Origin of the sequence: Microbulbifer sp. TB1203 (assembly GCF_030997045.1) — a bacterium.
Classification (GTDB): Bacteria; Pseudomonadota; Gammaproteobacteria; order Pseudomonadales; family Cellvibrionaceae; genus Microbulbifer.
In genome coordinates, this window is sequence record NZ_CP116899.1 from 359,531 (window position 1) to 372,266 (window position 12,736).

Genomic DNA, 12,736 nt, shown 5'->3' on the forward strand with positions numbered 1-12,736 from the left:
GGAACAATGACGATCGAGATTAAAGCGCCAACTTTCCCGGAATCCGTCCAGGACGGCACTGTTGCCACCTGGCATAAAAAGCCCGGCGAAGCCGTGTCCCGCGATGAACTGATCGTGGATATCGAAACCGACAAAGTGGTGCTGGAAGTGGTTGCCCCGGCAGACGGCGCTCTCAGCGAAATTATCAAGGACGAGGGCGATACCGTCCTGTCCAACGAGGTAATTGCGCTCTTTACCGCAGGGGCCGCGGGCGCAGAAGGCGCCGGCGGTGAAGCGGGTGCCGGAGAAAAGGCAGAAGAGAAAAAAGCGGAAGAGAAACCCGCTGCGGAGAGCGCGGCCGGCGGCGATCAACTGGTCAACCCGGCAGCGCGTAAACTGGCGGAAGAGAAGGGCGTCGACCTGAGCAAGGTCAGCGGCAGCGGCAAGGGCGGCCGCATCACCAAGGAAGACGTGCAGAAAGCGGAAAAAGCCCCCGCCGCCGCACCGGCTGCCGCCGCCGCGGAAGTGGCCGTGGCCCCGGGCGAGCGCGTGGAGAAGCGCGTGCCCATGAGCCGTATGCGCAAGCGCATCGCCGAGCGTCTGCTGGATGCCTCCCAGTCCACCGCCATGCTCACCACTTTCAACGAAGTGAACATGAAGCCGGTCATGGACCTGCGCAAGAACTACAAGGATCTGTTCGAGAAGAAGCACAACGGCACCCGTCTGGGCTTTATGGGCTTCTTCGTGAAGGCGGCGGTGGAAGCGCTGAAGCGCTACTCCGCGGTGAACGCCTCCATCGACGGCGACGACATCGTCTACCACGGCTACCAGGATATCGGCGTGGCGGTTTCCGCGCCCAAGGGCCTGGTGGTACCGGTGCTGCGCAACGCGGAAAACATGGGCCTGGCGGATATCGAGAACAACATCCGCGACCTGGGCCTGCGCGCCCGCGACGGCAAGCTGTCCATCGAAGAGATGACCGGCGGTACCTTCACCATCACCAACGGCGGTGTTTTCGGTTCGCTGCTGTCCACACCGATCCTGAACCCGCCGCAGACCGCGATTCTGGGTATGCACAAAATCCAGGAGCGCCCCATGGCGGTGGACGGCAAGGTGGAAATCCTGCCGATGATGTACCTGGCGTTGTCCTACGATCACCGCCTGATCGACGGCAAGGAAGCGGTGGGTTTCCTGGTGGCGATCAAAGAAATGATCGAGGACCCGGCCCGTATCCTGCTGGAGATTTAAGGCTCGATTGAGCTTCGTGGTGGCACTGCTGCCAGGATTGTTTTGTGAGACGCTGTGAATACATCCTTGTACGCTCTCCGCGGCCATCCGTGGCCGCAGAAGGTCTCACAAAACAATCCCGGTATCAGCGCCTTCGCATCGCGGCCGCAGGCCGCCCCGGGAACGCCGAGCTCCAGCTCGGCAATGCGGCCGAAGGCCGCACCATTACAAATTGAATTCACGAAAACCTGGAACAGACCATGTCGGAAAAATTTGACGTAATCATAATCGGCTCCGGTCCCGGAGGTTATGTCGCTGCCATTCGCGCCGCGCAGCTGGGCCTGAAGACCGCCTGTGTCGAGAAGTGGAAAAACAAGGAAGGGAAGGGCGTCAACGGCGGCACCTGCCTGAACGTGGGCTGTATTCCTTCCAAGGCGCTGCTGGACAGCTCCTGGAAATACCACGAGGCCAAGGACTCCCTCGACGTGCACGGCATCGACACCGGCAAGGTGAAAATCGATGTCAAGAAAATGATCGGGCGCAAGGACCAGATCGTCAAACAGTTTACCGGCGGTATTGCCGGGCTGTTTACGGCCAACAAGGTCACCTCCATCTATGGCACCGGCAAGCTGCTGTCCAATAAGAAAGTGGAAGTCACTGACTTTGACGGCAAGACCACTGTCTACGAAGCGGACAATGTGATCCTCGCGTCCGGCTCCGTGCCGGTGAACATTCCGCCGGCTCCGGTGGACAACAAGATTATCGTCGACTCCACCGGCGCACTGGAATTCACCGAGACCCCGAAACGCCTGGGCGTGATCGGTGCCGGCGTGATCGGCCTGGAACTGGGTTCCGTATGGAGCCGCCTGGGCAGCGACGTTGTGGTACTGGAAGCGCTGGATAATTTCCTCGCGGTCATGGACCAGCAGATTGCTAAGGAATCGCAAAAGATCCTGAAAAAGCAGGGCCTGGATATCCGCCTGTCCTGCCGCGTCACCGGTTCAGAGGTAAAAGGCAAGGAAGTTGTCGTCACCTATCAGGACAAAGACGGCAAGGAGCACCAGGAAACCTTCGACAAGCTGATCGTGTGCGTCGGCCGCCGCCCCTACACCGAGGGCCTGCTGTCTGAAGACGCCGGTGTAAAGCTGGACGAACGCGGTTTTATCTACGTCAACGACCTGTGCATGACTTCCGCGCCGGGCGTGTGGGCTATTGGCGACGTGGTGCGCGGCCCCATGCTCGCCCACAAAGCCTCTGAAGAGGGCGTGGTGGTCGCCGAGCGCATTGCCGGCCAGAAGCCGATGATGAACTACGACGTGATCCCGAATGTGATCTACACCCACCCGGAAATTGCCGCGGTGGGCCGCACCGAGGAGCAGGTGAAGGCGGATGGCGAGCCCTACAACGTGGGCGTGTTCCCGTTCGTTGCCCTGGGCCGTGCGGTGGCTGCCAACGAGAAGGACGGCATGGTGAAAATCATCGCCCATGCGGAAACCGACCGCGTGCTGGGTGCACATATCGTCGGCCCTTCCGCGGCGGACCTGGTGCAGCAGGTGGCGATCGCGATGGAGTTCGGTTCCAGCGCCGAAGATCTCGGCATGACCGTGTTCGGACACCCGACTCTCTCCGAGGGCGTCAAGGAAGCCGCGCTGGCAGTGAACGGCCACGCGATCCATATCGCCAACCGCAAAAAGCGCAAGTAACAACGGGACCCGGGACCCAGGGTCCCGGGACTTGGCAAGAACTCCCCCCTCTCCCTTAGGGGCGAGGGGTCGGGGGAGAGGGGGGAATCCCCCACCTCTAAATTTTCAAAAGTGAATTGGTATTAACTATGAACTTGCATGAGTATCAGGGCAAACAACTGTTTGCGGAATACGGATTGCCGGTTTCCAAAGGCATTGCAGCGGAAACCCCGGCAGCGGCAGCAGCGGCAGCAGACGAAATCGGTGGCGACAAGTGGGTGGTGAAGGCCCAGGTGCACGCCGGTGGCCGCGGCAAGGCCGGCGGTGTAAAGCTGGTGGATTCCAAGGCGGAGATTGAAGAATTCGCCCAGAAGTGGCTGGGCAACAACCTGGTTACCTACCAGACGGACGAAAACGGCCAGCCGGTTTCCCGCATCCTCGTTGAGAGCTGCACCGATATCGACCAGGAGCTGTACCTGGGCGCGGTAGTGGATCGCTCCACCCGTCGCATCGTTTTCATGGCCTCCACCGAAGGCGGCGTGGAAATCGAGAAGGTTGCGGAAGAGACCCCGGAAAAAATTCTCAAGGCCACCGTCGACCCGCTGGTGGGCGCCCAGCCTTACCAGGCGCGCGAGCTGGCTTTCAAACTGGGCCTGCAGGGCGACCAGATCAAGCAGTTCACCAAGATCTTCCTGGGCCTGGCGAAGATGTTCAAGGAAAAGGACCTGGCCCTGCTGGAAATCAACCCGCTGGTTATCACTCCCCAGGGCAACCTGCACTGCCTGGACGCCAAGGTTGTGATCGACGGCAACGCCCTGTACCGCCACCCGGACCTGCGCGAAATGCACGATCCCTCCCAGGAAGATGCGCGCGAAGCGCACGCGGCCAAGTGGGAACTCAACTACGTCGCGCTGGACGGCAATATCGGCTGCATGGTGAATGGCGCCGGCCTGGCCATGGGCACCATGGACATCGTCAACCTGCACGGCGGCAAGCCGGCCAACTTCCTCGATGTTGGCGGCGGTGCGACCAAAGAGCGCGTGGTCGAAGCCTTCAAGATCATCCTGTCTGACGAAAACGTCAAAGCGGTACTGATCAATATCTTCGGCGGTATCGTGCGCTGCGACCTGATCGCGGAAGGCGTGATCGGCGCAGTGGAAGAAGTGGGCGTTAAGATTCCGGTTGTCGTGCGCCTGGAAGGTAACAACGCCGAGCTGGGCGCCAAGGTCCTGGCGGACAGCGGCCTGAACATTATCGCGGCCACCAGCCTGACCGACGCGGCTCAGCAAGTGGTTAAAGCGGCGGAGGGTAAATAATCATGTCAGTACTGATTAACAAAGACACCAAAGTGATCTGCCAGGGCTTCACCGGCTCTCAGGGCACTTTCCACTCCGAGCAGGCGATCGCATACGGCACCAAAATGGTCGGTGGTGTGACCCCGGGCAAAGGCGGCCAGGAACACCTGGGTCTGCCGGTTTTCAACACCGTGAAAGAAGCGGTTGAAGCCACCGGTGCGGAAGCCTCCGTGATCTACGTACCGGCCCCCTTCTGTAAGGATTCCATCCTGGAAGCGGCCAACGGCGGTATCAAGCTGATCGTGTGCATCACCGAGGGTATCCCGACCCTGGACATGTTGGACGCGAAAGTGAAGTGCGACGAGCTGGGCGTGCGCCTGATCGGCCCGAACTGCCCGGGCGTGATCACTCCCGGCGAGTGCAAGATCGGCATTATGCCGGGCCATATCCACAAGCCGGGTAAAGTGGGCATCGTCTCCCGCTCCGGTACCCTGACCTACGAAGCGGTGAAGCAGACCACTGACCACGGCTTCGGCCAGTCCACCTGCGTGGGCATCGGCGGCGACCCGATTCCGGGTTCCAACTTCATCGACATCCTGGAAATGTTCCAGAACGACCCGCAGACCGAAGCCATCGTCATGATCGGCGAAATCGGCGGCACCGCGGAAGAAGAGGCGGCGGCCTACATCAAGGAAAACGTCACCAAGCCGGTGGTTTCTTACATCGCCGGCGTCACCGCGCCTCCCGGAAAGCGCATGGGCCACGCCGGTGCGATCATCTCCGGCGGCAAGGGCACCGCGGACGAGAAATTCGCCGCGCTGGAAGATGCCGGTGTGAAAACCGTGCGCTCCCTGGCCGAGATCGGCAATGCGCTGAAGGAAGCTGCGGGCTGGTAATGCCTGTAGGAGCGGCCCATGGCCGCGATCGGACTTTCCGTTCACTGAGAGATTGATCGCGGCCATGGGCCGCTCCTACAAGGAATCGAAAAGGCCGCCTCACCAGAGGCGGCCTTTTTTCTTACGGGCCAACCAGGCATCTGCCGAACAATATACATCCCCCACAGTCACTCCTATACTGCGCGGAAACAAGCAGATAAGGAGCGACCATGGCCCGGGCACTCATCGGCGTAATCGGCGGCAGCGGCCTCTACCAGATGGAGGAACTGAGCAATACCAGCGAGCATTGGATTGAAACCCCCTTCGGTTCCCCCTCCGACGCCATTGTCACCGGCGAGCTGCTCGGCGTGACGGTTGCCTTCCTCGCCCGCCACGGCCGCGGCCACCGCCTGATTCCCTCCGAGGTTCCCTATCGGGCCAATATCCACGCACTGCGTCAACTGGGTGTGCGCTATATCCTCTCCCTATCCGCAGTCGGCTCATTGCGCGAGGAAGTGCGGCCGTTGGATATGCTGCTTCCGGACCAGTTTATCGACCTGACCCGCAAGCGGGATAACACCTTTTTCGGCGGCGGCGCAGTGGCCCACGTATCCATGGCCGATCCGGTATGCCCGGAAGTCTCCGACCGCCTCGCCCGCGCCTTCAGTCTTACTCAGGGGGAGAGCACTCAGGGCGATCAGCCGACATTGCACCGCGGCGGCAGCTATGTGTGTATTGAGGGCCCGCAGTTTTCCTCCCGGGCGGAATCCCACTGGTATCGCAGTATGGGCGCCTCGGTGATCGGCATGACCAACATGCCCGAGGCCAAACTGGCGCGGGAGGCACAGATCGCCTACGCCACCCTGGCCATGGCAACCGACTATGACTGCTGGCACCCGCGGGAAGCCGCGGTGACCGCGGAAGTGGCCATCGCCAACCTGCAGCAGAACGCCGCGCGCGCCCAGCGGATCGCCGCAGAGGCGATTCGACTGCTGGGGGAGGAGAAACCCCGGTCCCCGGCGCATACCGCGCTGACCAGCGGCCTGGTGACACCGCTGGAAGTCATGCCGGAGGATAAGGCCCGTGTAATAAAACCGCTGCTGACTGCGACAGAGTCTGTGGAAGAAGCGGAAGTCTGATAGAGCTTCCAGCCGTAGGATGGGCAAAGCGCAGCGTGCCCATCAACCGGACAACGATGGGCACGCTGCGCTTTGCCCATCCTACAGAACTGAGAGATATGCACGAAACCCTGCCGCTATTGGAAGTCTCTGATTTTCCGCCGATCCGCCGCGAGAAAATCGACACGCTACAGGTCAATATCGGCTACCGCTGTAACCAGACCTGCGTGCACTGCCATGTCAACGCCGGGCCCACACGCAGGGAAATGATGAGTGCGGAGAACCTGGCGCTGATTCCCGAAGTGCTGCGTGCCCGCAAAATTTTCAACCTGGATATCACCGGCGGCGCGCCGGAGCTGCACGAAGGGTTCCGCGATCTGGTGCGGTCCGCGCGGGCACAGGACGTACATGTGATGGACCGCTGCAACCTGACCATCCTGTTCGAACCGGGCCAGGAAAACCTGGCGGAGTTTCTCGCGGAAAACAAAGTGGAAGTAGTGGCCTCGCTACCGTGTTATTCACTGGACAACGTGGACAAGCAGCGGGGCAAAGGCGTTTTCGACAAGAGCATCGCCGCGTTGCAAAAACTCAACACCCTGGGTTATGGAAAACCGGGCAGCGGACTGCTCCTCAACTTGGTCTACAATCCCCTTGGGCCTTTCCTGCCGCCGGACCAGAAGGCGCTGGAAGCGGATTACCGCCGCGAGCTGTCCGCGCATTTCGGCATCGTTTTTAATCAGCTTTTCGCCCTGGCCAATATGCCCATCAAACGCTTCGGTTCCACCCTGGTATCCAAGGGCCAGTTTGCCGACTATATGCGGCTGCTCAAAGATAACTACAGCGCAGACAACCTCGATGGTGTTATGTGCCGCAGCCTGGTCAGCGTGGATTGGCAGGGCAACCTGTACGACTGCGATTTCAACCAGCAGCTGGGCATCGAGGTGCCGGGGCGCCTGCACCTGCGGGATTTATTGCAGGGGGATATGCACAACACGCCGATTCGCGTGGCCGATCACTGCTTCGGCTGCACCGCGGGGCAGGGCAGCAGCTGTGGTGGAGCCCTGTAGGAGCCTGCTTGCAGGCGAACAAGAACGGAGCTCCGTAGTCATTTACCGAGCACATCCCTGTGCTCGGCCCTTCGGGCAGCTTCGCTGCGCCAAATCGCTCCAGGCGATTTGGTCGCCTGCAAGCAGGCTCCTACAACCAATAGCTGGGTTTGTATGAACAAAAAAATTTTATTAATAGCTGTTCTGCTTGCCCTGGTACTGGCCTTCTTCTTTTTTGATTTACATCACTGGTTGACCCTGGAAAAGCTGAAGACGTGGCAGGAGGAATTTGAACAGTGGCGACGGGCTTCTCCGATTCTGGTGGGCCTGTTGTTCATGTTGTTTTATATTCTGGTCGCCGGCCTGTCGCTGCCGGGAGCGGCGATCATGACACTCGCCGCCGGCGCGCTGTTCGGCTTGTGGTGGGGAATACTGATCGTCTCTTTTGCGTCCAGTATCGGCGCTACACTGGCTTTCCTGGTATCCCGCTTTCTGCTGCGCGACTGGGTGCAGAGCCGTTTCGCCCGGCGCCTGCGGAAGGTGAATAGCGGTATGGAACGGGATGGGGCCTTTTACCTGTTCGCCCTGCGCCTGGTGCCGGTATTTCCGTTTTTCCTGATCAATATCCTCATGGGGCTGACCCGCATCAAAACCTGGACTTTCTACTGGGTCAGCCAGCTGGGTATGCTGGCGGCCACGGTGGTGTACGTCAATGCGGGCACCCAGCTGGGCAAAATGAAAAGCGTCGGCGATATATTGTCGCCGGGGCTGCTATTGTCTTTTGTACTGTTGGGCTTGTTTCCACTGTTGGCCAAGTGGGTACTAAGCTGGATCAAGCGCTACAGAGCCAGTCACTAATGAAAAAGCCGGGAAAATTCGACCGCAACCTGATCGTGATCGGCGCCGGCGCGGCGGGGCTGGTCAGCGCCTATATCGCCGCGGCAGTAAAGGCCAAGGTCACCCTGATCGAAGCCGGCAAGATGGGTGGTGACTGCCTGAACACCGGCTGTGTGCCCAGCAAGGCACTGATCATGAGTGCGCGGGTGGCCCGGCAGATTCGTCGGGCGGGCCAGTTCGGGCTTCGGGTGGGCGAACCGGACATCGATTTTCCCGCGGTGATGCGGCGGGTGCAGGAGTCGATTGCCCGCATCGAACCCCACGACAGCGTGGAGCGCTACACCGATCTCGGGGTGGAAGTGCTGCGGGGGCGCGCACAGCTTGTGAATCCCTGGACAGTCAGCATCGCTTTGAACGATGGCGGCGAACAGACCCTGACCGCCCGCGCCATTATTCTCGCCACCGGCGCCGAGCCCTTTGTGCCGCCGCTGCCGGGGTTGGAAGAGGTAGGATATGTCACCAGCGAAACCCTGTGGGACAGCTTTTCCCAGCGGGAGGAAATTCCGCAAAGGCTGCTGGTGCTCGGCGGCGGCGCCGTGGGCTGCGAACTGGCCCAGGCGTTTGCGCGGCTGGGCTCCCAGGTTACCCTGGTGGAAATGGCTCCGCGCCTGCTGCCGCGGGAAGACCGCGAGGCCTCCGAAGTGGTGGAGCGATGCCTGCGCGAGGAGGGTGTTCGCGTGCTGGTGGGCCACAAGGCGATCGCCTGTGAACTGGATGCGGCGAGCAATACCAGGCGCGCGCGCCTCGGCCACGAGGGGGGCGAAGAAACCGTAGAGTTCGACCAGTTGCTCTGCGCCCTGGGGCGCAGGCCGCGATTGCAAAATTACGGGCTGGAGGAGCTGGGCATCCTCGACGACGGCAAACTGCAGGCCGACGGTTACCTGCGCACCCGCTACCCCCATATTCTTGTCGCCGGCGATCTGGTGGGCCCCTACCAGTTCACCCATATGGCCGCGCACCAAGCCTGGTACGCGGCGGTCAACGGTTTGTTTGGCGATATCAAGAAGTTCCGCGTGGACTACTCACTGGTGCCCCGCGCGGTTTTTGTGGACCCGGAAGTGGCCAGTGTGGGTCTCACCGAACAGGATGCCAAAGATAAAAATATTCCCGTTACTGTAACCCGCTACGGACTGGATGACCTGGACCGGGCCATTGTCGACGGCGCCGACCGCGGTTTTGTAAAAGTGCTCACAGAGCCCGGGCGAGACAAAATTCTCGGCGTAACCATTGTCGGTGAGAGCGCCGCCGAACTGATCGCCGAATTCATACTGGCCATGAAGCACGGCCTGGGCCTGAATAAGCTGCTCGGCACCATTCATATCTACCCCACCATGGCCGAGGCCAACAAGTTCGCTGCCGGCAACTGGAAGCGGGCGCACGCGCCGGAAAAGATACTGAAATGGCTTGAGCGCTTTCACCGTTGGAGACGAGGGTGATGCGGCTGAGTATTGTTGTTCCATTGCTCAACGAACGAAATCTGATCGCGGATCTGGCGGAGCAACTGCAGCCGTGGCAACGGCGGCACGACTGCGAGGTTATCCTGGTGGACGGCGGCAGCGGGGATGGCACCGCGCAGCTGGCGCGCGATGCCGGCCTGCGCGTCCTGGTATCGCCGCGGGGCAGGGCGCTGCAGATGAACTGTGGCGCCGCCGCGGCTCGCGGGGAAATACTGTTGTTTCTGCACGGTGATACGCAGCTGCCGGCAAACGCGCTGGAACTGATCGAAGGCGCGCTCGCGGAAAAATACTGCTGGGGTCGGTTTGATGTGCGCATTGCCGGGCGCAGCTTCTGGTTTCCATTGATCGCCACTCTGATCAACTGGCGCTCGCGCCTCAGTGGCATCGCCACTGGAGACCAGGCCATTTTCTTGCGCCGCCGAAAGTTCGGGCAGCTCGGCGGTTTTCCCGAACAGCCATTAATGGAAGATATCGAGTTGAGTCGGCGCCTGTTGAAAATTTCCCGCCCCGCCTGTATCGGCGTTCCGGTTTCCACCTCCGGGCGCCGTTGGCAGTCCCGCGGCGTGCTGCGCACGGTATTGTTGATGTGGCGGCTGCGCTTCGCCTATTGGCGCGGAGTGCCCGCGGAAACCCTCGCGCGCCGTTATGAATAAGTCCTTGCGGCTGATCATTTTCGCCAAGGCGCCGTTGCCGGGGCTGGCGAAAACCCGCCTGATTCCGGAGCTGGGTGCGGAGGGGGCGGCGCAACTGGCAGGGAAAATGCTGCGGCATACGCTGGATTTGTGCGCGCGCGCGCAACTGGGCCCTGTGGAGCTATGTGTCACCCCCGATTGTGACGATGCATACTGGAAAAATTTCTCCCTGCCGGAAAATATGACGCTTTCCAGCCAGGGTGGCGGCGACCTGGGACAAAGGCTGCTGCGCGCCGCAAACCGCGCCGCCGGTAACGGCGAGTCGGTGTTGCTGCTGGGCACCGACTGCCCGCAGCTTACCGCCGAACACCTGAAGACGGCGGCGTTTGCACTGGAAAGGTCCGATGCGGTGATTTATCCCACCCGCGACGGCGGTTACGCGTTGCTGGGCCTGAACCGGGTGGAGGCGTCACTGTTTGAGGGTATCTCCTGGAGCACGGAGGTGGTTGCCCGGCAGACGGGGAAACGGATGGTGCAGTGCAATATGCGTTGCGAGTGGCTGGAGACGCTGGCGGATATCGATGAGCCGGCGGACCTGGATTATTTGCCTGAAGGCTGGAAGGAAGCTTATTTGTAGGAGCGGGCCATGCCCGCGATCAGCGGTGGTTCGCGATTCGCACCATCCCTGGGACTCCCCCTTCGGGCGCCTTCGGCCCAGACAAATTTGTCGCGGGCATGGCCCGCTCCTACAGGGGAGAGGGTTCTGAGTGCCGTTGGTCCATCAGAGCGCCGGAACCGCACCGGCAGTCTCGGCCACGGGGACGCTGCTATCCGCCAGTGCCTCCGCGGATTCGTCATTGGCCGCGGCGATACGCTGTTCCTCGATGCGGCTGCTCCAGGTCAGCAGGGCCTGGTAATGGCGGATATTCTGCACGTAGGTCACCGGCTCCCAGCCGCGGGCGTAGCCGTGTTTGGTGTGCTTGTAGTACTGGCGCTTGGCCAGCAGCGGCAGTTGGTCGCGCACATCGGCCCAGCGGTCCGGATTGCCGCCCATTTTTTCCGTGAGAATCCGCGCGTCCTCCAGGTGGCCATAGCCCACGTTGTAGGCGGCCAGGGCCATCCAGGTGCGGTCCGGTTCGCGGATGCGCTCGGGGATCTTGTCGCGCACCTTGATAAAGTAGCGGGCGCCGCCCTCGATGCTCTCCGCCGGGTCCAGGCGGTTGACGCCCAGTTCGCGGGCGGTGTTGCGGGTCAACATCATCAGGCCGCGCACACCGGTGGGGGATTTGGCGCGGGGGTTCCAGTGGGACTCCTGATAGCTGAGTGCCGCCAGCAGGTGCCAGTCGAGGTCGTATTTCTCCGCTACTTCCTGCATGGTTTCGCGCCAGCGGGGCAGGCGCTTGCGGCTGCTCTTGGCAAAGGCCTGGGCGCCACCGGGATTCAGCTTGCTCACGTGGCCGAAGAACTGTTCGCGCAGCTCCGCCACCAGCCCATTGGTGTTTGCGCGCAGCATAAACAGACGCGCGGCGTGGTAGAGGCTGTCGTCGTCACTGTTGGGGAAAGCCCAGGCAACGGGCTGGAATTGGGTGAGGTTGAAGGCAACATGAGTGTTGGGGTAGAGGCCGCGGTGCACTGCGTAGGCGTTGGAATCCACCACTGCGTAGTGAAATTTGCCTTCATTGACCATCTCCACCAGTTCCATGGCGTCGACGTCGGAGATTTCCTCCCACACCAGACCCGGGTAGCGCCGGGATAGTTTACGCATCTCCTCGGCGTGGGCACTGCCGGCGATGACCGCGACTTTTTTCTCTTCCAGATCACTTACTTTGCGCGGACGGTCTTCACCCAGGCGATAGATGACCTGCTGGCGGATCTCGAAATAGGAGGGGGTGAAGCGCACCTGCTCGCGGCGCTGGGGAGTGACGGTGAGTCCGGCGGCCGCCAGGTGGGCGCCTTCTTCCGGGTTTTCCAGGCGCGCGAACATCTGGTTCAGGTCGTGGACATCGCGAATAACTAATTTGACGCCCAATTCGTCGGCAAAGGCTTCCAGCATGCCATACTCGAAACCGGTGTGGGCGCCGCTGGCGTCTTCGTAGTAGGTGGTGGGACCGTTTTGTGAGAGCACGACCAGTTTGCCGGAGGTCTTGATGCGCTCCAGCGTGTCCGGTGCCTTGCTGGCCACCAGCAGGGGGGCACAGCAGGCCAGCACCAGGACCTTCGCCAGGCGGCAGCTGTAGCGCAACATGCGGCTTTTCATGATCATAAGATGGTCCCTCTACTCCCTTAGCTTTTATATTCGCTGTTATGCCTGCATCGCGGGCCAACTGCCGGTGCGCTCATCCTGAGTCGGTCCCGGCAAAGTCTGCCAATTTTACCCCATAAGGTGACGAATTGCCCAATCGCTGTTTTTTGCTTTGTGATCTGCCAACTTGCGGCAATGCTGTAATTGTAGTAAAGGGCTTCGCCGGCAGGAGTTTGTGGCATCGAGCGCCAATCCGGTTGGACGCTTGTCTGTCTTCTGTGCCCCG

The 12,736-nt window shown here is 61.1% G+C and carries 11 protein-coding genes; 10 read left to right on the forward strand and 1 reads right to left on the reverse strand.

Annotated elements, in window-relative coordinates:
- The first annotated feature begins 6 nt into the window (after window positions 1–6).
- The 10 genes from odhB to PP263_RS01530 all read left to right on the forward strand — a co-directional run bounded on the left by odhB (window position 7) and on the right by PP263_RS01530 (window position 10,845).
- The gene (odhB, locus tag PP263_RS01485) at window positions 7–1,227 is read left to right on the forward strand and encodes a 2-oxoglutarate dehydrogenase complex dihydrolipoyllysine-residue succinyltransferase (RefSeq protein WP_308366607.1); all 1,221 of its coding nucleotides are present in this window, start codon (window positions 7–9) and stop codon (window positions 1,225–1,227) included.
- A 239-nt stretch (window positions 1,228–1,466) separates the two neighbouring features.
- The gene (gene lpdA, locus PP263_RS01490) at window positions 1,467–2,909 is read left to right on the forward strand and encodes a dihydrolipoyl dehydrogenase (protein ID WP_308366608.1); all 1,443 of its coding nucleotides are present in this window, start codon (window positions 1,467–1,469) and stop codon (window positions 2,907–2,909) included.
- A gap of 128 nt (window positions 2,910–3,037) precedes the next feature.
- A complete protein-coding gene (sucC, locus tag PP263_RS01495) occupies window positions 3,038–4,204 on the forward strand; it encodes an ADP-forming succinate--CoA ligase subunit beta (RefSeq protein ID WP_308366609.1) in 1,167 nt (388 codons plus the stop codon).
- A gap of 2 nt (window positions 4,205–4,206) precedes the next feature.
- The gene (sucD, locus tag PP263_RS01500; RefSeq protein WP_308366610.1) at window positions 4,207–5,079 is read left to right on the forward strand and encodes a succinate--CoA ligase subunit alpha; all 873 of its coding nucleotides are present in this window, start codon (window positions 4,207–4,209) and stop codon (window positions 5,077–5,079) included.
- A gap of 209 nt (window positions 5,080–5,288) precedes the next feature.
- Window positions 5,289–6,197, forward strand: a complete 909-nt coding sequence (gene mtnP, locus PP263_RS01505; protein WP_308366611.1) for an S-methyl-5'-thioadenosine phosphorylase — start codon at window positions 5,289–5,291, stop codon at window positions 6,195–6,197.
- Window positions 6,198–6,295: 98 nt separating this feature from the next.
- Entirely contained in the window at window positions 6,296–7,243 is a 948-nt protein-coding gene (arsS, locus tag PP263_RS01510; RefSeq protein WP_308366612.1) for an arsenosugar biosynthesis radical SAM (seleno)protein ArsS, read from the forward strand.
- A gap of 153 nt (window positions 7,244–7,396) precedes the next feature.
- Window positions 7,397–8,080, forward strand: a complete 684-nt coding sequence (locus PP263_RS01515; RefSeq protein WP_308366613.1) for a TVP38/TMEM64 family protein — start codon at window positions 7,397–7,399, stop codon at window positions 8,078–8,080.
- Complete coding sequence (locus PP263_RS01520) at window positions 8,080–9,555, forward strand: FAD-dependent oxidoreductase (RefSeq protein WP_308366614.1); 1,476 nt, start codon at window positions 8,080–8,082, stop codon at window positions 9,553–9,555. The genes PP263_RS01515 and PP263_RS01520 overlap by 1 nt, the downstream gene beginning before the upstream one ends.
- Entirely contained in the window at window positions 9,555–10,229 is a 675-nt protein-coding gene (locus PP263_RS01525) for a TIGR04283 family arsenosugar biosynthesis glycosyltransferase (protein ID WP_308366615.1), read from the forward strand. The genes PP263_RS01520 and PP263_RS01525 overlap by 1 nt, the downstream gene beginning before the upstream one ends.
- Window positions 10,222–10,845, forward strand: a complete 624-nt coding sequence (locus PP263_RS01530; protein ID WP_308366616.1) for a TIGR04282 family arsenosugar biosynthesis glycosyltransferase — start codon at window positions 10,222–10,224, stop codon at window positions 10,843–10,845. The genes PP263_RS01525 and PP263_RS01530 overlap by 8 nt, the downstream gene beginning before the upstream one ends.
- A 144-nt stretch (window positions 10,846–10,989) precedes the next feature.
- Here the strand turns inward: PP263_RS01530 and mltF are convergent, their stop codons facing one another.
- Window positions 10,990–12,471: a membrane-bound lytic murein transglycosylase MltF gene (gene mltF, locus PP263_RS01535; RefSeq protein WP_308366617.1), complete on the reverse strand. Its 1,482-nt coding sequence runs from the start codon at window positions 12,469–12,471 to the stop codon at window positions 10,990–10,992.
- Window positions 12,472–12,736: the final 265 nt, after the last annotated feature.

Excerpts from the sequence above, each read along its gene's own strand:
- odhB (WP_308366607.1), top strand. The coding sequence starts at position 7 with ATGACGATCGAGATTAAAGCGCCAACTTTCCCGGAATCCGTCCAGGAC.
- lpdA (WP_308366608.1), top strand. The coding sequence starts at position 1,467 with ATGTCGGAAAAATTTGACGTAATCATAATCGGCTCCGGTCCCGGAGGT.
- sucC (WP_308366609.1), top strand. The coding sequence starts at position 3,038 with ATGAACTTGCATGAGTATCAGGGCAAACAACTGTTTGCGGAATACGGA.
- sucD (WP_308366610.1), top strand. The coding sequence starts at position 4,207 with ATGTCAGTACTGATTAACAAAGACACCAAAGTGATCTGCCAGGGCTTC.
- mtnP (WP_308366611.1), top strand. The coding sequence starts at position 5,289 with ATGGCCCGGGCACTCATCGGCGTAATCGGCGGCAGCGGCCTCTACCAG.
- arsS (WP_308366612.1), top strand. The coding sequence starts at position 6,296 with ATGCACGAAACCCTGCCGCTATTGGAAGTCTCTGATTTTCCGCCGATC.
- PP263_RS01515 (WP_308366613.1), top strand. The coding sequence starts at position 7,397 with ATGAACAAAAAAATTTTATTAATAGCTGTTCTGCTTGCCCTGGTACTG.
- PP263_RS01520 (WP_308366614.1), top strand. The coding sequence starts at position 8,080 with ATGAAAAAGCCGGGAAAATTCGACCGCAACCTGATCGTGATCGGCGCC.
- PP263_RS01525 (WP_308366615.1), top strand. The coding sequence starts at position 9,555 with ATGCGGCTGAGTATTGTTGTTCCATTGCTCAACGAACGAAATCTGATC.
- PP263_RS01530 (WP_308366616.1), top strand. The coding sequence starts at position 10,222 with ATGAATAAGTCCTTGCGGCTGATCATTTTCGCCAAGGCGCCGTTGCCG.
- mltF (WP_308366617.1), bottom strand. The coding sequence starts at position 12,471 with ATGATCATGAAAAGCCGCATGTTGCGCTACAGCTGCCGCCTGGCGAAG.